Source organism: Variovorax dokdonensis, from assembly GCF_030316895.1.
Classification (GTDB): Bacteria; Pseudomonadota; Gammaproteobacteria; order Burkholderiales; family Burkholderiaceae_C; genus Variovorax; species Variovorax dokdonensis.
Genome location: NZ_JASZYV010000002.1, coordinates 283,958 through 301,978 on the forward strand (window position 1 = coordinate 283,958; position 18,021 = coordinate 301,978).

The window sequence follows — 18,021 nt, forward strand, 5'->3', positions numbered from 1 at the left end:
GCTCAGGCTTGCGCCGGGATCGTCCGGGCGGAGAGGCGGTCCGCGCCGCGGCTCCAAAGCGCGATGAGCAACCCGCCGACCGTGAGCGTGGCGGCGACCCAGCCGAGGGCGGGCAAGCCTGGGCCATGGTCCACGGTCATGCCACCGACCCATGCGCCCAGTGCGTTGCCGATGTTGAACGCTGCGATGTTCAGGCTGGACGCCAGGTTCTGGCCCGCGCCCGCAGCTTGCTCCAGCACGCGCATCTGCATGGGTGCTGCCGTGGCGAATGCGGCGGCGCCAAGCAATGCGAAGTACGGCACCGCGGTCCAGGCCGAGCCGATCGCCCACTGCATGACTGCCAGAACGGCGGCAAGCAGCGCCAGCGTGGTGAGCACCGCGGGCAGGGTGCCCCGGTCCGCAAGCCGCCCGCCAAGCAGATTCCCGACAGCGAAGCCGCCACCGAACACCAGCAGCACGGGCGAGACGGCGGCTTGCGACAGCCCCGTCACCTCGGTCAGCAACGGCTGGATGTACGTGACCACCGCGAAAACGCCTGCAAATCCCAGCACGGTCAGCGCCAATCCACGTAGGACGCCGGGCCGCATCAACACGGCCAATTCGTCACGAAGCGCCGGCACGGCCTTGTCTTGCCGCTGAGCGGGAACCCACGCGGCGATGGCGATGAAGGCCACCACGCCAATGAGGCTCACCGCCCAGAAGGTGGCGCGCCAGCCGTAGTGGAGTCCGAGCCAAGCGCCAGCCGGCACGCCCAGCAAGGTGGCGGCGGTCAAGCCGGTGAACATGATGGCGATCGCCGAGGCGCGGCGCTCGGGCGGTACCAGGCCGGTCGCGACCACCGATCCGACGCCGAAGAAGGTGCCGTGGGCGAGCGCCGTTAGCACGCGCGCGGCCATCAGCCAACCGTAGCTCGGCGCCAGCGCGCACGCCACGTTGCCGAGGGTGAAGATGGCCATCAGCATGAGCAGCACACGCTTGCGCGGTTGCTTGCGCAGCGCGAGCGTGAGCAACGGTGCGCCCGCGGCAACGCCCAGCGCGTAGCCGGAGATCAGAAGGCCGGCGGTGGTGACGCCGACGCCGAGGTCGGTGGAAACCTGCAGCAGCAGGCCCATGATGACGAATTCGGTGCTGCCGATGCCGAAGGCGCCCGCAGCCAAAGCTAGAAGTGAGATTGGCATGATGGGCAGTACTTTGCGGGCCAGCTTCAGTTTTGACTAGGGCGCTTCGAAGACTAAGATTGGTGAATTCAAATCATAAATAAACCGTCTTGATGGCCCGGGTCGAAATCAATCGCGCTGCCGAGATGGAAGTCTTTGTTCGAGTGGTCGAGCGTGGCGGCTTCTCTGCCGCTGCGCGCTCCCTGAACATGACGCCCTCTGCCGTGAGCAAGCTCATCGCCAGGCTTGAAGCGCGCCTGGGCACGCAACTGGTGCGGCGCTCCACGCGAGCGCTGGACCTGACGCAGGAGGGCGAGCAGTTCTACGAGCGATGCGTGCGTGTCCTGGCCGACATCGACGAGGCCGAGCGGAGCCTGAGTGCGGCCGCGGCGCCGCGCGGTCGCGTCACGATCAACACCAGCACCGCGTTCGGACACTTGGTCGTGGCGCCGCTGCTGCCGCGGCTGATGGCGCTCTACCCCGAACTGGCGATCGACCTGGCGGTGACGGACCGCGTGGTCGACCTGCTGGAAGCGCGTGCGGACATCGCCGTGCGCTGGGGGCCGCTGCCCGCCTCGGATCTGGTCGCACGGCGCCTGGGTGCGACCACCCAATCGATCGTCGCCTCGCCGCAATATCTGGAGCGCCACGGAACGCCACGCCGGCCCGAGGACTTGACCCGGCACCTGCGCCTGGATTTCACGTACCGTCGTCGGGTGCCCGATTGGCCCTTCATCGTGGGGGCCGAGTCCGTCGCCGTGTCGACGCAATCGAGCCTGAGGGCCGGCGATGGCGAGACGCTGCGCATGCTCGCGCTCGAAGGTGCCGGCCTGGCGCGCCTGTCGGACTACCAGACCCACGCCGACCGCGCGTCAGGGCACCTCGTTCGCGTGCTGCAGGAATTCAATCCATGCGAACTGGAGCCGATTCACGCCGTGTACCTGGGGCGTCCGGGGCGCCTGCCTGCGCGCGTACGGGCGGTGCTCGATTTCCTGCAGGAGCAATTGCGAGGCGATCCGCGCTTCGTTCAGGGTTGACCGCCGGACGCATCCTTGCGGGCTCGGCCAGGGCCACGCGGGCCCCAGCCGTACCAACCGCCGACCAGGACGGGGATGCCGAGCGTGATCCAGGCCAGCACATCGCCGAAGCCTCCGTCGCTGAACAGCGCCGAGATCAGGCCAATGGCCGTGAGCACGCCCAGCACGATCGGCCAGCCCCACATGGCGCCGAAGGACATCGATGTCTTTTCGCGATGCTGGCTCATGACGCGCTCGTTCCCAGTGAGGACGTTCGCGCCGTCTCCGGCTTGGCCAGGGCGCTCGCCGCGAGACCTGGGTCGGCAAACGGCGGCAGGGGGGCGCCGCCATCGGGCCGGGAAGGTCGAGCGTCCTTTGCCGCATGCACGTGCGTCGGGTCGCCGCGCTTGAGCCACAAGTAGAGCCCGCTGCCCAGCACGATGATGGTGGCGATGTCCAGGATCGCCCACAGGATCTGCATCGGCATGCCGCCGTAGTCGCCGAAGTGCAGCGGTTGGGACACCAGCAGCGCCGTCAGGTACCACGGCAGCGCCGGACTGGCGGTGACGACGTTGCTCTTGGCATCGACCAACACCGGATGCAGCAGCTTCGATGTCAGCGGCTCGTTGCCGCGCAGGAAGATCGTGTTGTGATGCGGGCTGGAGAACGCCGTGCCGGGGAAGGCGATGAACGATAGCTTGTTGTTCGGTGCGTGCGCCATCGCCACGTCGAGCGACTTCTGCACCGAGCCGCGCTCGGCGGCGGCCACCAGAGGCTGGCCTTGGTAGGGCTGCAGGATGTGGGTGAGCTGGTCGTATTGCCAGTACTTGATCAGCAAGTCGGCCCAGGTGTTGATCATGCCGGTGGCGCCCACGACGAACGCCCACACCAGCGTGACGATGCCCAGCAGGTTGTGAAGGTCAAGCCACTTCAGGCGAGGGCGACGTTCGCGCCGGACGGTGCCGAATTCCAGCTTGCGCATGAAGGGCGAATACAGCACCACGCCACTGACGATGGCCACCAGCAGCAGGAGGCCCATGAAGCCCAGGAACAGCTTGCCCGCAAGACCCGCGAAAAGGTCGACGTGAAGCTTGAACATGATCCACATGAAGCCTTCGTCGAACTTGGGCGTGGCCAGCACCTGGCCGTTGCGCGCATCGACGGCCACCGACTTGAAGTCGTCGGTGGGGGCAGGCGTGGGCGTGAGGGTGACGAACCAGACGCGATCATCCTCTTCGTCCTGCGAGACGAACTGCACGACCCGGTCCGGATGCAGGGCGTGGGCATTGCGGATCACCTCGTCGAGGCTGACGCGCTGCTTGTCCGCCGGACCGGCCATCGGAGGCGCCTCCACCTCGGTGCCCAGCAGGTGGCCGATCTCGTGGTGGAAGATAAGTGGCAGGCCCGTGATGCACAGCAACAGCATGAAAGCCGTGCAGATGAGGCTGCTCCACTTGTGGACCCAGGTCCAGGTCTTGATCGATTTGGCTTTCATTCGTCATGTCCCCCTAGGGGCGGCACGGGCAATCGGCCCGCTGTCATCAGAAGCGGTAGGTGGCGCTTGCCACCACGGTGCGGCCTGCTCCCCACCAGCAGTCGCCACGCGACAGGCAGGTGCTGAAGTAGTTCTCGTCCGTCAGGTTGTTCAGGTTCAGAGCGAGGCGCCACTTGGAATTTTCCCAGGAGACCATGGCATCGAGCAGAGTGACCGACGGAATCCTGGGGCCGATACCGTAAGACAGGTCGCGGAACGAGCTCAGGTAGCGCACACCGCCGCCCACCGAGAAGCCGCCGACGTCGCCGAGCGCGAAGCGGTACTTCGCCCAGACGCTGGCTTGATTTTCCGGCAAGCCTTCCAGGACGTCGTCGACCTTGGTGTACGTGTAATTGGCGATCAGGTCGAGAGATGAGCCGATGCGGCCGCGTGCTTCCAGTTCCACGCCCTTGGCGCGCGTGTCGTCGAGTTCCGCGACCGTGTTGGGCATGGGCGAGAAGGTGCGGTTCGTCTCGCGCAGGTCGTAAACCGCTGCGTTGAAGGCCAGTGCGCGGCCTTGCGGCTCGTACTTCACGCCCGCCTCCCACTGCTCGCCGATCAGGGGGTCGAGCATCATGCCGTACTGTGGTGCTTGCGGCGTGAATGACTCGGCATAGCTGACGTATGGCGACCATCCGCTCGGGTGGGCATACAGAAGCGCGAAACGCTTGGTGGTGGCGCTGGCGTCGGCATCGACCGAGCCTTCGACAGCCGAAGTGGTCTTGTCGTAGCGCAAGCCGCCCAGCAGCACCCAGTTGTTCCACTTCATCTGGTCCTGGATGTAGTAGCCCTGGTTGCGCTGCTTGGTCTGAGGTGACGGCGAGCGTTCAGCCTCCATCACCGTACCGTAGACCGGCGCGTAGGCGTCGATGAAGCCGTAGTTGCTGCCGCTCCAGATGTCTTCCTTCTGGTAGGAGAAGTCGGCCCCTAGCAGCAAGGTGTGCGTGACATCGCCGGTGCGGAAATTGCCGACCAGGTTGTTGTCCATCGCGCTGATCTCGGTCTTCGTCAGCGAGCTGTACAGCACGCGACCGAGAATCCGCTTGTTGATCGGGTCCGCCGTCCATGTGCCCGGATCGCCGGTAAAGCCGAAGTCGGCGTAGTGGTAGTAGCCGTCGTTTTCGTTCTTGGCGTACCGGAAGTTGTTGCGGAAGGCCCAGCCATCGCCGAACTTCTGCTCGAACTGCCAGCCGAAGGTCTTGCGTTCGCTGTCGTAGTAGTCGCCCGGCTCACCGATGAAGCGGCTGCGCGGGAGCTGGCCGTTGGGATTGGCCAGCAACGTTCCTTCCCAGGGGAAGAACTGCGACGTGGTACCGGATCCATCCTTCTGGTAGAGGCCCTGCAGCGTAAGCGAGGTGGCGGCGCTTGGCCGCCATGTCAATGCCGGCATCAGCACCGTGCGATCGTCGGGCACATAGTCGACTTGCGTGTCGGACTTGCGGGTCAGGGCGACCAGTCGATAAGACCAGTCGCCATCCTGGCTCAGCGCTCCGGTGAGGTCGGCCTGGATCTGCTTGCGCCCGTAGTTGCCCAGTTGAATGCTCACTTCGCGCTGGGTTTCAAGCAAGGGGCGCTTGCTGACCATGTTGACGATGCCGGCGGCTGTGCCCGATCCATACAACATGCCCGATGGGCCGCGCAGGACCTCGACGCGCTCCAGCGTATAGGGCTCTGTGCGCGTCGTGCTGGTGTAGTAGCCGTAGGCTTGGCGCAGGCCGTCGAGGTAGACGTCGGGGTATGCGCCCCTGACGCGCACCGAATCGGTCCTGCTGTCCAGGCCATAGGCGTCCGAGCGGACGCCGGCGGCGTAGTTCAGGGCGTCCTGCATGTTGGTGGCGCCCTGGTCCACGAGTTGGTCACGCGGAACGATCGTGATGGATTGCGGGGTTTCAGACAGTGGCGTGTCGGTCTTCGTGGCCGTGATCGCGTTGCGTGCGCGATAGCCGAGCACAGGAGAAGCAGCGGTCTCGGGCGTGGCGTTCGCGTCGACACGCACTTCGGGCAACGTGCCTGCCGGATTCTGGGCTTGAGCCCAGGCCGGCGCGCCAGCGGCAATGAGGCTGGCCAGCAAAGTCACCCGGTGTGCACCTACCCGGAAACCGTTCATCAGTCTTCTCCGTCGTTATTTCATGTATCGAACAGAGAATGATAACAATTCGTACTTCCAATTTGGTGTTTATCTGTATTTATGCGGGGTAAATAGGTGACTTGAGTCAAATCATCACGCGGGCAAGGTTGGGCACTTCGGGCCATGATCTCGCCCATGTCCAAACTGTTGCCCAAGCTTTCCATCCTCGACTTGTCCCCGATCTGCGAGGGCGGAGACGCAGCCCAATCGTTCCGAAATTCGCTGGCGCTCGCGCAGCATGGCGAGCGGCTGGGCTTCAATCGCTATTGGATGGCCGAGCACCATGGCATGCCGGGCATTGCCAGCGCGGCCACCGCCGTGCTGTTGGCCCACGTAGGTGCCGGTACCTCCACCATTCGGATCGGCGCCGGCGGGGTGATGCTGCCGAACCACTCCCCACTGGTGATTGCCGAGCAGTTCGGCACACTTGAATCGCTGTACCCCGGCCGGGTCGACCTGGGGTTGGGGCGTGCACCAGGATCGGACCAGCGCACCGCTCGGGCGCTACGGCGAGATCTCGACACCAATGCCGACCAGTTCCCGCAGGATGTTCTCGAATTGATGGATTTCATGTCCAAGGAGCCGCGGCAGTCGGTGCTCGCCGTGCCGGGGCGTGGGCTCGAAGTCCCGATCTGGATCCTGGGTTCGAGCACCTTCGGCGCGCAGTTGGCCGCGCATTTGGGGCTGCCCTACGCATTTGCGTCACATTTCGCGCCGCAGCAGATGATGCAGGCGATCGAGATCTACAAGTCGACATTCCGACCGTCGTCCCAGTTGGCGAAGCCCTACGTCATGCTGGGCTTCAATGTTTTCGCGGCCGACACCGACGACGAGGCGCAGCTGCTCGCCAGTTCCTGGCAGCAGGCCTTCGTCAATTTGCGCAGCGGACGGCCGGGACGGCTGCCGCCCCCGGTGCCCGGTTATCGAGAACGCCTCGGTCCCGGGGAAACCGCGCTGATCGAAACGGTGCTGTCCTGCGCCGCAGTGGGTTCTCCGAGCACCGTGCGCAAAGCCGTAGAGGATTTTGCTGCGCGAACAGGCGCTGATGAGTTGATGGTCACCTCGCAGATCTTCGAGCCTGCCGCTCGTCTGCGCTCCTACGAGTTGCTGGCACGCGAGTGCATGGAGTAGGCGCGTTCGGCAGCAGTTGCCGCGCGCTCGCTCATGACCGGACTCGCAATCAGGCGGTGCCTGCCCAGGGCGACGCCGAAGCGATCACACCGCCACCGAGGCACACGTCCCCGTCATACAGCACCGCCGATTGGCCGGGCGTGACGGCCCACTGAGCCTGCTCGAAATCCAAGCGCAGTTCGGTTTGCGCTCCGGCCGCGGTCTCAGGCAATGAGCAACTTGCATCCGCCTGTCGATAGCGTGCCTTGGCGCCGTACTGGCCAGGAGCCGGTGCATTCCCGGAGACCCAGCTGAGGTCGTCCGCCAGCAGAGACCCCGACAGCAGCCAAGGATGCTCGTGCCCCTGCACCACCCAAAGCGTATTGCTGGCCATGTCCTTGCGCGCGACGAACCATGGCGCATGCTCGCCGCCCCCGCGCGCCGCACCCTTTTCCTTGATGCCTCCGATCCCTAGGCCCTGGCGCTGGCCGAGTGTGTAGAAGGACAGTCCCTGGTGTTCGCCCACGACCCGGCCCCGGTCGTCACGGATGGGCCCGGGCGCCTTGCTGATGTAGCGGTTGAGAAATTCGCGGAACGGCCGTTCGCCGATGAAGCAGATGCCGGTCGAGTCCTTCTTGCGGGCATTGGGAAGACCGATCTCATCGGCGATACGGCGCACCTCCGTCTTTCGCAACTCGCCCACCGGGAAAAGCGTGCGCGACAGCTGCTGCTGGTTGAGTCGGTGCAGAAAATAGCTCTGGTCCTTCGTGACATCCAACCCCTTGAGCAACTCGTGCCGCCCGGTCGATTCATTGAGGCGTACACGCGCATAGTGACCCGTGGCGATCTGCTCCGCGCCCAAGCGCATGGCGTGGTCGAGAAACGCCTTGAACTTGATTTCCGCGTTGCAAAGAACATCCGGGTTGGGGGTTCGGCCGGCCTGGTACTCCCGCAGGAACTCGGCGAACACCCGGTCCTTGTAGTCGGCGGCAAAATTGACATGCTCGATCTCGATGCCGAGAACATCCGCCACGCTGGCAGCGTCGACGAAGTCGATGTTCGAGGAGCAATACTCGCTGTCGTCGTCGTCTTCCCAGTTTTTCATGAAGATGGCGACGACCTCGTGGCCCTGCTGCTTGAGCAGATGCGCTGTGACGGCCGAGTCCACGCCGCCAGACAGGCCGACGACCACACGCTTCTTTTCGGACATGCTCATGGGCGCGTATTGTCCCTGCGCTCGCCATGGTGTGCACGGCTGTGGGCATCTCAGCCCGGTTCGCCCTCAGCCTCGCCCGGAGACAGAGTTGTCGACGTGGATGAGGGACAGCGGATAGCGCATGCCGGCGAGGTAGTCATCGATGCAGCGCATCAGCAGGGGGCTGCGGTGGCGGTCTGTACATCCGCGGATTTCCTCGGCGGACATCCACACCGTGCGCACGATGCCGTCGTCGAGCGAGCGGTCCGGATCGAATCTCGCCAGTTCGCCGCAGAACGCTACTCGCAGGTAAGTGACGTCTTCGGTACCCCGCGCGCCGGCGCGAGACATGTAGAGGCCAACGACATGGGTAGGCCGGAACTCGTGCGCTGTTTCTTCCAGAACTTCTCGTACGCAAGCCTGGGCAGGCGACTCACTTCGTTCGAGATGGCCAGCCGGATTGTTGAGCATCAAGCCGCGCGCGGTTCTCTCTTCGACCAATAGAAAGCGGCCGTCCTTTTCTATGACGGCCGCCACCGTGACATTGGGCTTCCAGCGGTTCATGCAGAGTCGGTCTGATTGGTACCAAGCTTCTTGATCGGGCTGCTCGTCGGCTTGGGCACCATCAGTATGACGCTGCAACCGGCACCGGCGGCGCTCTCGATTTCTACCGTACCACCATGGCGCTGCGCCACCGTCCGGACAAGCAACAGCCCCAGACCGACCCCATGCACGCCTGGGTGCGACTCCCGATGCAGGCGGTGGAACGGCTGGAACAGCTGGGACTGTTGCTCCAGCGGAATGCCGGGGCCTTGATCGCGCACGGTAAGCGCCCAATGCGTACGCCGGTCGTCAATGGAGCAATCCACTTCTGTACCCGCGGGCGAATACTTGAGCGCATTGCTCAGCACATTGGTAAGCGCGCGTGAAAGGAGCCCGCGGTCCCCGACACAAGTGGCGTCGTCTGGAGCATCAGACAGAAGTACCCGTACATCTCTGGCGCGGGAGTCTGCCCAGGCATTGTCGATCGATTGCGTGAGCAGTTCCCGCAAGTCGAGCAGTTCGGCCTGGAATGCCTGGCCCTCTGCACGCGCCAGGTTGACGAAGCCGTCGGCCAGTTCAAGACCCGTCTGAGCGTGGCGCTCGATGCGCTGAAGCAGAAGATCGCGTGGCAGCATCGCAGGACGCGCTCTCGCCAATTCGATCACCGTCAAGATCGAGGCGCTGGGCTCGCGTATATCGTGCGAAATGAAGCGCAGGGCTTCGTCGCGCTGGCTTTGCGCGCGACGCATCCTGGTGATGTCCACCAGCGCGATCATCCAGCCCGCATGGACGTTGTCGGCATTGAACGTCGGTACGCAACGAAGCAGCACGATTCTGCCTTCGCTGTCCTCCCCCTCGCCGGTGATCGAAGCTGGCACATCTGCGCAAAGTGCGCCAGGCGGCAACATGGGCGAGCCGTTGTTGCGCGAACGAATGTCGCTCAGCAGCGCACTGGCATCCTCGCCTTCCAGTGACCAGGCTTCCTTGCGCCAATGATGCGCGGCCGCGCGATTGGCCATGAAGACCTTCCCACGACGGTTGAGTACGAGGGTTGCATCGGGCAGTTGGTCGACGCCGTCACGCACGAAGCGGTGCAGGTCCCGAACCCGCTGCACCGCCAGTGCGCTCGCATCGATCTCGCGGTCGAGAAAGTCGCCATCCGCATGGTCGTCGTTGGGCATGTTCAGCCCAACCAGGACCGTGTTGAGTTCCTGCGTCCCGCGTCGCAGGAAGCGATGGGCCGCCGACAACCGCATCAAGCTCCAAAGTGGAAGAACGAGCACGAGTCCGATCAACCCCGCAGCCGACGAGAATCGCAACCCGATCCAGGGCTGCGCCGCCTGGATCCCCGCCCACGTCACCACGACCCCCGTCAGCAGCGCAAACACGCCGACAGGCCTCAACCACAGCAGGCCGAGCAGCACGATGGCGATCGGGATCAGATTGAACAGAAGATTCTGGCCCAGTGAAGCCTGTCGAATGCGTTGGCCCGCCAGTTCTCCTTGCAGTTCCGCCGCGAATATCTCGACGCCAGGCACAAGCCCATACTGCATCGGCGCAGGACTGGCGTAGAGGTCGGACAAGCTGCTGTCGGTGGCGCCGATCAGGACATAGCGATCTCGAAAGACTTCCTCGGGAACATTGCCGCGCAGCACATCGATGTACGAGACGCTTCGATACGCCGAACTGGCACTAGGCAACACGACTGCGCCATAGTCCTTCCGAGTCCAGGAATCGACCAACGGGGCACGATTGGAGAGAGCAAGTGACGGCTGAGGTGATACGCCCAACCCCTGGCCCGCCTGAGCGAGAGCAAGAGAGAAGCTGGGCCATTGGCGATCGGGAAAGCCCTCGCGTTGGTATACACCCTGGACTACGCCATCACGGTCAAGTGCGAGGTGCGCGTGACCCAGCCCCGTTGCCGCCGATGCGATCAGGGAGGGCGGTAGCAGTTCGGTTTGAGCCTGCCCCTTCGCCAGATGCAGTGCCATGGGCAACACGACGCAACCTGCATGTCGAATTCTGTCCGCCAGCAGCAGGTCGTCCCAAGGATGCTTGGCGTCGGCGCCGTCGAGCAGGACGTCCAGACCGGTGCAGCGTGGATTGCTCTTGGCGATGCGCCGGATGGCTTCTGCGTGAATGGCTCGCCGCCAAGGCCAAGGGCCGATCGCTTCCAGGCTTCGCTGATCGATGGTCACGATCACGATGTCCTCGCTTGCCTTGGGACGAACGACGTCGAGTGCGCTTTCCTGAACCAGCCTGTCGAATCGCGGCATGCTCGCCCACGCCGTCAGTGCGGCGACGAGGCCCAGCAGCGCCATGGCGAGCAGCAGCCAGCCAAGGCGACGCTTGAGCGACGCCAACAGACGCTGAGCGCTGGACGCTGGCGGGGCTTTGTGGGTGGATGCAGAAAGTGGCATTTCGTGGCAATGGCTTACGCCACCGCTTGAAGAGCGGTCGCGAGAAGCTGGAGGAAATATCAGCCGCGGATGCTGGCGACCACGCCGGGCGTCGCAGGGTCGAAGATCTGCCCGCGTCGGCGCATCAGAGCCTGCGGCACCTGGGGCCCGGGCGCAGTGCCGGCGCGAAGGGCGGAGCGGGTACGCACGTCTCCATCGACCGCCGAACTGATGCTGTCATCGGCCTCGACCGCAAGCACGCTGCCGTCGACCAATTGAATCTGCAAGACGCTTTCATGGGCGGCGCTGAGCGCCGCATCGACGTTGGCGCGAGGCCCTTGGACTGAGGGTTCCGCAGCGCAGACCTGGATGCCGGACCACAGAACTCCGAATAGAAGGACCGCGGCGATGCGCGTCTTGTCAGGCATCTCCTGCGTCCGCTTTGGCGGCGAACGGGGCCAGGCTGGCCGGTTCGACCGGTTCGAGGCGATAGCCCAGACCGTAGATCGCCGAAAGCAGGAATCCGTTGTCAGGCCGCAGGTTGAGCTTGGATCGCAAGCGAGAGACGTGCGTATCCAGGGAGCGAGATGGCTCGTCGGGACCATGGCCCCACACTGCTTCTCGCAGGTGCTCCCGCGAGAGAAGGCGGCCCATGTTCTGGAAGAGGAACAGCGCCAGTTCGTATTCGCGATGCTTCAGGTCGACAGGAATGCCGTCGACATGCAACGTGCGCGATTGCGGGAAGAAGTGGTAAGGACCGAACTCCAACTCGACTTCGTGCTGGCTGGGATAGGCACGTCGCAGCAGTGCACGCACGCGCGCTTGCAGCTCCGTGACGCGGAACGGCTTGACCATGAAGTCGTCTGCGCCGGCGGCGAGCCCTGTGACAAGGTCTGCCTCGTCGCGACGATTGGTGACGAAGAGGATCGGCAGGCGACTAGCCAGATCTTCACGGACCCACTTCACGATAGATGGGCCTTGAATGTCGGGCAGTGTCCAATCGAGAATCAATAGGTCGAAAGACTGCACGCGCAGATCGCGCATGAGTGCCTTGCCTTCCGTGTAGAGATGGCATTCGTGCTCGATGCCATTCATAGTGTGGCGAATGAGTTCGAGCTGAGACAGCTCGTCGTCCAAAGCCGCAATTCGCATGTTGTCCGTCCCTTTTGCTAGTTGTAGCCACAGTCTATTACGTAATAGAAAAGTCAAGTCCGCGCGAAACGGTTGCGACTGTCAACTGTCGCGTCAAATGTCACGATGCAACAGACCACTGTTGCCAATGTGCAAGAAGCTTCGCAGGGCCCTTTCGGAAAGGGCCTGCTTTGGACGCATTTGAAGAGTTGTCTAAGGTCAAGAAGTCATCGCGTCATCTTCGAGTAAGCTCCGCGGCGTACGGGCCGGCCCCAGGCCCTCGAGGAGGCTCATATGTTGATAGGCGTGCCTACCGAGACAACGGTTGGCGAAACACGCGTGGCTGCAACGCCCGAGACGGTCAAGAAGCTGATGGCGTCCGGGCACGTCGTTCGTGTGCAATCCGGAGCGGGTCTTGCCGCCTCCGCCACCGATTCGGCGTACGCGGCGGTCGGCGCCGAGATCGTGGATGCTGCAGGCGCGTTGGGCTGCGAGATTGTGCTCAAGGTGCGTGCGCCCTTTGACGACGAACTCGGCCTGATGAAGCCCGGCACGGTGGTCGTAGGCATGCTCAATCCATTCGACGCCGATGGGTTGCAGCGCATGGCCAGTGCCAATCTCACGGCCTTTGCGCTCGAGGCTGCGCCGCGCACGACACGGGCGCAGAGCATGGACGTGCTGTCTTCCCAAGCCAACATCGCTGGCTATAAGGCCGTGATGATCGCGGCGGACAAGTACCAGCGCTTTTTCCCCATGCTGATGACTGCCGCCGGAACGGTGAAGGCGGCGCGCGTGGTGGTTCTGGGGGTGGGCGTGGCGGGCCTGCAGGCCATTGCCACGGCCAAGAGACTCGGCGCGGTCATCGAGGCGTCGGACGTGCGTCCTAGCGTGAAGGAGCAGGTCGAGTCGTTGGGTGCCAAGTTCATCGATGTGCCCTATGAAACCGCCGAAGAGAAGGATGCGGCCGAAGGCGTTGGCGGCTATGCCCGTCCGATGCCGCCCAGCTGGCTGGCACGCCAGCAGGTGGAGGTGGCTAAGCGTGTAGCGATGGCCGACGTGGTGATCAGCACGGCCTTGATTCCGGGTCGCGCGGCGCCCACGCTCATCACCGCCGAGATGGTTCAGTCCATGAAGGCCGGCTCGGTCATCGTGGACATCGCCGCTGGCCGCGGTGCCGACGGCGTGGGCGGCAATTGCACGCTTTCGGAAGCGGGCAAGACAGTGAGGAAGCACGACGTGACCATCGTGGGCGAAACCAACCTGCCAGCGCTGGTGGCGGCGGACGCTTCGTCGCTCTATGCGCGCAATGTTTTGGACTTTCTCAAGCTGGTGCTGCCCAAGGAAGGCGGTATCAAGATCGATCTCGAAGACGACATCGTCGCCGCCTGCCTGGTGGCACGCGACGGCCAGGTCACCAGGAAGTCAACTTAAAACAAAGCCAGAGACCGCCGGAGAACAACATGGATCCCGTCAGCCATACCGTCATCAATCTGATCATCTTCGTGCTGGCCATCTACGTGGGTTACCACGTCGTTTGGACCGTCACGCCCGCGCTGCATACGCCGCTCATGGCGGTGACCAACGCCGTCTCGGCCATCGTGATCGTCGGTGCCATGCTGGCCGCGGCGCTGACCGATACCTGGGTCGGCAAGAGCATGGGTGTGTTGGCGGTGGCGCTGGCTGCAGTCAACGTGTTTGGCGGCTTCATGGTGACGCGTCGCATGCTTGAGATGTTCAAGAAAAAGGACAAGAAACCCGCGGCCGCAACCAAGGGCTCTGGCGAGGGAGTGTCCCAATGAGCATGAACGTCGTCACGCTGCTTTACCTGGTGGCCAGCGTGTGCTTCATCCAGGCGCTCAAGGGCTTGTCGCATCCCACCACATCCATTCGCGGCAACATATTCGGGATGGTCGGCATGACCATCGCAGTGCTGACCACTGCGGCGATGATCGTCCAGTTGGCCGGCAGCGCCCGAGGGCTTGGCTGGGTCCTGCTCGGCCTGGTTGTCGGCGGCGGCTACGGCGCCTGGCGGGCCAAGACGGTCGAGATGACCCAGATGCCCGAATTGGTGGCGTTCTTCCACAGCATGATCGGCCTTGCCGCGGTGTTCATTGCCATCGCGGCAGTCATCGAGCCCTGGGCTTTCGGCATCACGCCGCCGCCGGTCGCTGCGGCCGTCGGCATCAACACGCCGGTGGGCGCTTATGTCGTCGACGGCGTGCTGCGTCATGGGATCCCGACGGGCAACCGGTTGGAGCTCTTCCTGGGCGCGGCCATCGGCGCCATCACTTTCAGCGGCTCGGTGATCGCCTTCGGCAAGCTCTCGGGCAAGTACAAGTTCCGCCTGTTCCAGGGCGCGCCGGTGCAGTTCAAGGGCCAGCACATGCTCAACCTTGTGCTGGGCCTGCTGACCATTGGTCTGGGCCTGGTCTACATGGCGACCGAAAGCTGGACCGCCTTCTTCCTGATGCTGGCGCTGGCTTTCGTGATGGGCGTGCTCATCATCATCCCGATTGGCGGCGCCGACATGCCCGTGGTGGTCTCGATGCTCAACAGCTACTCGGGCTGGGCGGCGGCGGGCATCGGCTTCTCGCTGAACAATGCCATGCTGATCGTGGCTGGCTCGCTGGTGGGCTCCTCGGGTGCGATCCTGAGCTACATCATGTGCAAGGCCATGAACCGCTCGTTCTTCAACGTGATCCTGGGCGGGTTCGGTGGCGAGGCAGCGACTGGCGGCGGCGGTGCCCAGGAGCAGCGCCCGGTCAAGAGCGGCAGCGCCGACGATGCCGCGTTCGTGCTCGGCAACGCAGAGACAGTGGTGATCGTGCCCGGATATGGCCTGGCGGTGGCACGCGCCCAGCACGCCGTCAAGGAGCTTGCCCAGAAGCTGACCGATAAGGGCGTGACAGTCAAATACGCGATCCATCCTGTGGCCGGGCGCATGCCGGGCCACATGAACGTCCTGCTGGCCGAGGCCGAAGTGCCTTACGACCAAGTGTTCGAGATGGAGGACATCAACGGCGAGTTCGGCCAAGCCGATGTCGCCATCATCCTGGGCGCCAACGACGTGGTGAATCCGGCCGCGCATACCAAGGGCAGCCCGATCTACGGCATGCCGATCCTGGAGGCTTACAAGGCCAAGACGGTCATCGTCAACAAGCGCTCCATGGCCGCCGGCTATGCCGGACTGGACAATGAATTGTTCTACATGGACAAGACCATGATGGTCTTCGGTGATGCGAAGAAGGTGGTCGAGGACATGGGGAAGGCGATCGAGTAGCTTACTTTCCCTTGCATTTACGATAGAGGGGCGCGGCGCCAGCGTGGCGACCGCGCCCGTATTGCTTTTGGAGACACTTCTAATGACCGACCGCCCCTGGCTGTCCAGCTATCCGGCTGGTGTGCCCGCAGACATCGACGCGACCGCTTATGGTTCGCTGGTTGCCTTGATGGAAGAAAGCTTCGGCCGTTTTGCCGATCGCGTGGCTTACAGCTTCATGGGCAAGGACGTGACCTATGCCAAGGTCGACCGCGACAGCCGCAAGCTGGCCGCCTATCTGCAGGGGCTGGGCCTGACCAAGGGCGATCGCGTGGCGATCATGATGCCCAACTGCCCGCAGTACCCGATTGCGGTCGCCGCAATTCTCCGCGCTGGACTGGTGGTGGTGAACGTCAACCCGCTCTACACGCCGCGCGAGCTCGAGCACCAACTCAAGGACTCGGGCGCCAAGGCCATCATCATCATCGAGAACTTCGGGGCGACGCTGCAAAAGTGCATCGAAGCCACCCCGGTCAAGCATGTGGTGCTGGCGGCGATGGGGGATTGCCTCGGGCTCAAGGGCTTGCTGGTGAACTTCGTGGTCCGCGACGTCAAGAAGCTGGTGCCGCACTATCAGCTGCCGGGCGCGGTGCGCTTCAACGACGCGTTGAGCAAAGGCGCTCCAGGCAAATTCATCGCCCCGACCATTTCACCCGATGACGTCGCGGTGCTGCAGTACACCGGCGGAACGACCGGCGTATCCAAGGGAGCGGTTCTGCTGCACCGCAACGTGGTCGCCAACGTGCTGCAGTCCGAAGCCTGGAATGCGCCGGTGATGGACAAGATCCCCGCCGGTGAGCAGCCGACGAGTGTGTGCGCCCTGCCCCTGTATCACATCTTCGCCTTTACGGTGAACATGATGCTGTGCATGCGCACGGGCGGAAAGAGCATCCTTATTCCCAATCCGCGCGACCTGGCAGCCACGCTCAAGGAGCTTTCGCGCCATACATTCCATAGCTTTCCGGCGGTCAACACCTTGTTCGCGGGGCTGGCCAATCACCCGGACTTCGACACCGTCAATTGGAAAAACCTGAAGGTGTCGGTCGGCGGCGGAACTGCCGTGCAAAGCGGTGTGGCCAAGCTTTGGCTGACCAAGACGGGTTGCCCGATCTGCGAAGGCTACGGCCTGTCGGAAACGTCGCCGTCGGCCAGCTGCAACCCGGTGACCAGCAAGGAATACACCGGCACGATCGGTGTCCCGCTTCCCGGAACATGGATGAAGCTCCTGGATGACCAGGGCAACGAAGTCCCACTGGGGCAAGCGGGCGAAATCGCCATCAAGGGGCCGCAGGTGATGGCCGGCTATTGGCAGCGGCCCGACGAGACGGCTCGCGTGATGACTGCCGACGGCTACTTCAAGAGCGGCGACATCGGCGTCGTGGACGAGCGTGGCTACTTCAAGATCGTCGACCGCAAGAAGGACATGATCATCGTCAGCGGGTTCAACGTGTATCCGAACGAGATCGAGGACGTGGTCTCGCAGATGGAAGGCGTTGCCGAATGCGCTGCGGTCGGCGTTCCGGACCAGAAGACCGGCGAGGGCATCAAACTGGTCGTCGTGAAGAAGAGCGAGTCGCTGACCGAACAGCAGATCCGCGACTACTGCCGCGCCAACCTGACGGGCTACAAGCAGCCGCGCATCATCGAATTCCGTGCCGAACTGCCCAAGACGCCGGTGGGCAAGGTGCTGCGGCGCGAACTTCGCGATGCTCGCTGAGTGACCACTGCCATCCTGAGCGCTCTGCCGGAGGAACAGGCCGGCCTCGCAGCGAACCTGGAGAACCCCAGCGTCCACGTCTATGCCGGGCGGGAGTTCTACGTGGGGCGCTGGAACGGCCAGCCGGTGGTGTTTGTGCTTTCGCGCATCGGCAAGGTGGCTGCGGCGACGACCGCCGCCGCAGTGATCGAGCGATTCGGTGCGACGCGCCTTTACTTCACGGGTGTCGCGGGTGGCTTGCATCCGCGCGTGAAGGTCGGCGACACCGTGGTCGCGACCGAGTTGCTGCAGCATGACATCGACGCCTCTCCGCTCTTCCCGCGCCACGAGGTGCCGCTCTATGGTCGATCGCGCTTTGCGGCCGACATGGCCGGCGTCGCGCAGTTGACCTTGGCCGCGCAGGCCGTCACCGAAGCCGGGGCGATCGACGATGACGTTCGCCAGCGCTTCGGCCTGGGGGCGGCCCCTTGCGTGCATCAGGGCCTGCTGGTCAGTGGAGACCGGTTCGTCTCCCGAGCTTCGGAGTCCCAGGCGCTGCGCGAGGCACTGCCGGATGCGCTGGCCGTCGACATGGAAGCTGCCGCAGTGGCCCAGGTTTGTCATGACCACGGCGTACCGTTCGCTGCGGTTCGGCATATTTCCGATCGAGCGGACGATTCCGCGCATGTCGATTTCCCCGCCTACCTGGCCCAGGTTGCCGCGCTTCAGGCGCGGGCGCTGATCTCCGCGCTCCTCGACCGCCACGCCCCCGCGTGAGGCCCGGGGCCGCGTG

At 64.0% G+C, this 18,021-nt stretch carries 16 protein-coding genes; 7 read left to right on the forward strand and 9 right to left on the reverse strand.

What is annotated here, in order from left to right; genetic code table 11:
* Window positions 1–2: 2 nt before the first annotated feature.
* A complete protein-coding gene (locus QTH91_RS09895; RefSeq protein WP_286659908.1) occupies window positions 3–1,178 on the reverse strand; it encodes an MFS transporter in 1,176 nt (391 codons plus the stop codon).
* Window positions 1,179–1,270: 92 nt separating this feature from the next.
* Here QTH91_RS09895 and QTH91_RS09900 point away from each other — a divergent pair, with 92 nt between their 5' ends.
* On the forward strand, window positions 1,271–2,194 hold the full coding sequence (locus tag QTH91_RS09900) for a LysR family transcriptional regulator (RefSeq protein ID WP_286659909.1): 924 nt from the start codon (window positions 1,271–1,273) through the stop codon (window positions 2,192–2,194).
* Here the strand turns inward: QTH91_RS09900 and QTH91_RS09905 are convergent.
* The 3 genes from QTH91_RS09905 to QTH91_RS09915 are packed head-to-tail and all read right to left on the reverse strand — an operon-like array spanning window position 2,185 to window position 5,814.
* Window positions 2,185–2,421 carry a hypothetical protein gene (locus QTH91_RS09905; RefSeq protein ID WP_286659910.1) on the reverse strand — a complete coding sequence of 79 codons (237 nt, stop codon included), beginning with the start codon at window positions 2,419–2,421 and terminating at the stop codon, window positions 2,185–2,187. The genes QTH91_RS09900 and QTH91_RS09905 overlap by 10 nt on opposite strands.
* The gene (locus QTH91_RS09910) at window positions 2,418–3,668 is read right to left on the reverse strand and encodes a PepSY-associated TM helix domain-containing protein (RefSeq protein ID WP_286659911.1); all 1,251 of its coding nucleotides are present in this window, start codon (window positions 3,666–3,668) and stop codon (window positions 2,418–2,420) included. Before QTH91_RS09910 ends, QTH91_RS09905 begins: the two co-directional genes overlap by 4 nt.
* Before the next feature lie 46 nt (window positions 3,669–3,714).
* A complete protein-coding gene (locus tag QTH91_RS09915) occupies window positions 3,715–5,814 on the reverse strand; it encodes a TonB-dependent siderophore receptor (protein WP_286659912.1) in 2,100 nt (699 codons plus the stop codon).
* A gap of 168 nt (window positions 5,815–5,982) precedes the next feature.
* On the opposite strand from QTH91_RS09915, the gene QTH91_RS09920 reads away from it, so the two are divergent.
* Window positions 5,983–6,966: an LLM class flavin-dependent oxidoreductase gene (locus QTH91_RS09920; protein WP_390367953.1), complete on the forward strand. Its 984-nt coding sequence runs from the start codon at window positions 5,983–5,985 to the stop codon at window positions 6,964–6,966.
* 49 nt (window positions 6,967–7,015) lie between these two features.
* Here the strand turns inward: QTH91_RS09920 and mnmA are convergent, their stop codons facing one another.
* From mnmA to QTH91_RS09945, 5 genes are all read right to left on the reverse strand, one after another.
* On the reverse strand, window positions 7,016–8,161 hold the full coding sequence (mnmA, locus tag QTH91_RS09925; protein ID WP_286659913.1) for a tRNA 2-thiouridine(34) synthase MnmA: 1,146 nt from the start codon (window positions 8,159–8,161) through the stop codon (window positions 7,016–7,018).
* Window positions 8,162–8,227: 66 nt separating this feature from the next.
* A complete protein-coding gene (locus QTH91_RS09930; protein WP_286659914.1) occupies window positions 8,228–8,704 on the reverse strand; it encodes an NUDIX hydrolase in 477 nt (158 codons plus the stop codon).
* The gene (locus tag QTH91_RS09935) at window positions 8,701–11,046 is read right to left on the reverse strand and encodes a CHASE2 domain-containing protein (protein ID WP_286659915.1); all 2,346 of its coding nucleotides are present in this window, start codon (window positions 11,044–11,046) and stop codon (window positions 8,701–8,703) included. The genes QTH91_RS09930 and QTH91_RS09935 overlap by 4 nt, the downstream gene beginning before the upstream one ends.
* Window positions 11,047–11,162: 116 nt before the next feature.
* Window positions 11,163–11,510 carry a hypothetical protein gene (locus QTH91_RS09940; RefSeq protein WP_286659916.1) on the reverse strand — a complete coding sequence of 116 codons (348 nt, stop codon included), beginning with the start codon at window positions 11,508–11,510 and terminating at the stop codon, window positions 11,163–11,165.
* A complete protein-coding gene (locus tag QTH91_RS09945; protein WP_286659917.1) occupies window positions 11,503–12,234 on the reverse strand; it encodes a response regulator transcription factor in 732 nt (243 codons plus the stop codon). The genes QTH91_RS09940 and QTH91_RS09945 overlap by 8 nt, the downstream gene beginning before the upstream one ends.
* 273 nt (window positions 12,235–12,507) lie before the next feature.
* Between QTH91_RS09945 and QTH91_RS09950 the strand changes: the two genes are divergently transcribed.
* From QTH91_RS09950 to QTH91_RS09970, 5 genes are all read left to right on the forward strand, one after another.
* Window positions 12,508–13,644 carry a Re/Si-specific NAD(P)(+) transhydrogenase subunit alpha gene (locus tag QTH91_RS09950; RefSeq protein WP_286659918.1) on the forward strand — a complete coding sequence of 379 codons (1,137 nt, stop codon included), beginning with the start codon at window positions 12,508–12,510 and terminating at the stop codon, window positions 13,642–13,644.
* 29 nt (window positions 13,645–13,673) lie between these two features.
* The gene (locus tag QTH91_RS09955) at window positions 13,674–14,012 is read left to right on the forward strand and encodes an NAD(P) transhydrogenase subunit alpha part 2 (protein ID WP_286659919.1); all 339 of its coding nucleotides are present in this window, start codon (window positions 13,674–13,676) and stop codon (window positions 14,010–14,012) included.
* Window positions 14,009–15,493, forward strand: a complete 1,485-nt coding sequence (locus QTH91_RS09960) for an NAD(P)(+) transhydrogenase (Re/Si-specific) subunit beta (protein WP_286659920.1) — start codon at window positions 14,009–14,011, stop codon at window positions 15,491–15,493. The genes QTH91_RS09955 and QTH91_RS09960 overlap by 4 nt, the downstream gene beginning before the upstream one ends.
* Window positions 15,494–15,575: 82 nt before the next feature.
* Complete coding sequence (locus QTH91_RS09965) at window positions 15,576–17,249, forward strand: long-chain-fatty-acid--CoA ligase (RefSeq protein ID WP_286659921.1); 1,674 nt, start codon at window positions 15,576–15,578, stop codon at window positions 17,247–17,249.
* A complete protein-coding gene (locus tag QTH91_RS09970; protein ID WP_286659922.1) occupies window positions 17,250–18,005 on the forward strand; it encodes a 5'-methylthioadenosine/adenosylhomocysteine nucleosidase in 756 nt (251 codons plus the stop codon). It abuts the gene before it with no gap.
* Window positions 18,006–18,021: the final 16 nt, after the last annotated feature.

Excerpts from the sequence above, each read along its gene's own strand:
- QTH91_RS09910 (WP_286659911.1), bottom strand. The coding sequence starts at position 3,668 with ATGAAAGCCAAATCGATCAAGACCTGGACCTGGGTCCACAAGTGGAGC.
- mnmA (WP_286659913.1), bottom strand. The coding sequence starts at position 8,161 with ATGAGCATGTCCGAAAAGAAGCGTGTGGTCGTCGGCCTGTCTGGCGGC.
- QTH91_RS09945 (WP_286659917.1), bottom strand. The coding sequence starts at position 12,234 with ATGCGAATTGCGGCTTTGGACGACGAGCTGTCTCAGCTCGAACTCATT.
- QTH91_RS09955 (WP_286659919.1), top strand. The coding sequence starts at position 13,674 with ATGGATCCCGTCAGCCATACCGTCATCAATCTGATCATCTTCGTGCTG.
- QTH91_RS09950 (WP_286659918.1), top strand. The coding sequence starts at position 12,508 with ATGTTGATAGGCGTGCCTACCGAGACAACGGTTGGCGAAACACGCGTG.
- QTH91_RS09895 (WP_286659908.1), bottom strand. The coding sequence starts at position 1,178 with ATGCCAATCTCACTTCTAGCTTTGGCTGCGGGCGCCTTCGGCATCGGC.
- QTH91_RS09960 (WP_286659920.1), top strand. The coding sequence starts at position 14,009 with ATGAGCATGAACGTCGTCACGCTGCTTTACCTGGTGGCCAGCGTGTGC.
- QTH91_RS09930 (WP_286659914.1), bottom strand. The coding sequence starts at position 8,704 with ATGAACCGCTGGAAGCCCAATGTCACGGTGGCGGCCGTCATAGAAAAG.
- QTH91_RS09915 (WP_286659912.1), bottom strand. The coding sequence starts at position 5,814 with ATGAACGGTTTCCGGGTAGGTGCACACCGGGTGACTTTGCTGGCCAGC.
- QTH91_RS09965 (WP_286659921.1), top strand. The coding sequence starts at position 15,576 with ATGACCGACCGCCCCTGGCTGTCCAGCTATCCGGCTGGTGTGCCCGCA.
- QTH91_RS09900 (WP_286659909.1), top strand. The coding sequence starts at position 1,271 with ATGGCCCGGGTCGAAATCAATCGCGCTGCCGAGATGGAAGTCTTTGTT.
- QTH91_RS09940 (WP_286659916.1), bottom strand. The coding sequence starts at position 11,510 with ATGCCTGACAAGACGCGCATCGCCGCGGTCCTTCTATTCGGAGTTCTG.
- QTH91_RS09905 (WP_286659910.1), bottom strand. The coding sequence starts at position 2,421 with ATGAGCCAGCATCGCGAAAAGACATCGATGTCCTTCGGCGCCATGTGG.